1 pseudogene is annotated in these 229 nt (G+C 70.7%); it reads right to left on the reverse strand.

Annotation, left to right across the window (positions count from 1 at the left end):
- Positions 1–229: pseudogene (locus MELE44368_RS26820) on the reverse strand (13E12 repeat family protein); the annotation flags it as partial.

The following is a 229-nucleotide window of genomic DNA, read 5'->3' on the forward strand; positions in this document are numbered from 1 at the left end:
GATGTCGCAGTGTTGGGCGGGGCGATCACAGCCCGGGAAGCGACAGGTCAGGTCGCGCATGCGGATGAAGCGTTGGCAGGCTCGTGGGGGCCGATAGCCGGGGTCGGCGATGTCCTCGGGGCGATACACGTTGCGTACGGTGGCGCCGTTGGCGATCAGTTCGGCCAGCAGTGCCGGCGGGATCACCCCGCCACCGCCGAGGAGGATCGCCGCCGCAGCGCCCGGTTGC

The sequence above is a fragment of the Mycolicibacterium elephantis DSM 44368 genome (assembly GCF_004014805.1).
Taxonomy (GTDB): domain Bacteria; phylum Actinomycetota; class Actinomycetes; order Mycobacteriales; family Mycobacteriaceae; genus Mycobacterium; species Mycobacterium elephantis.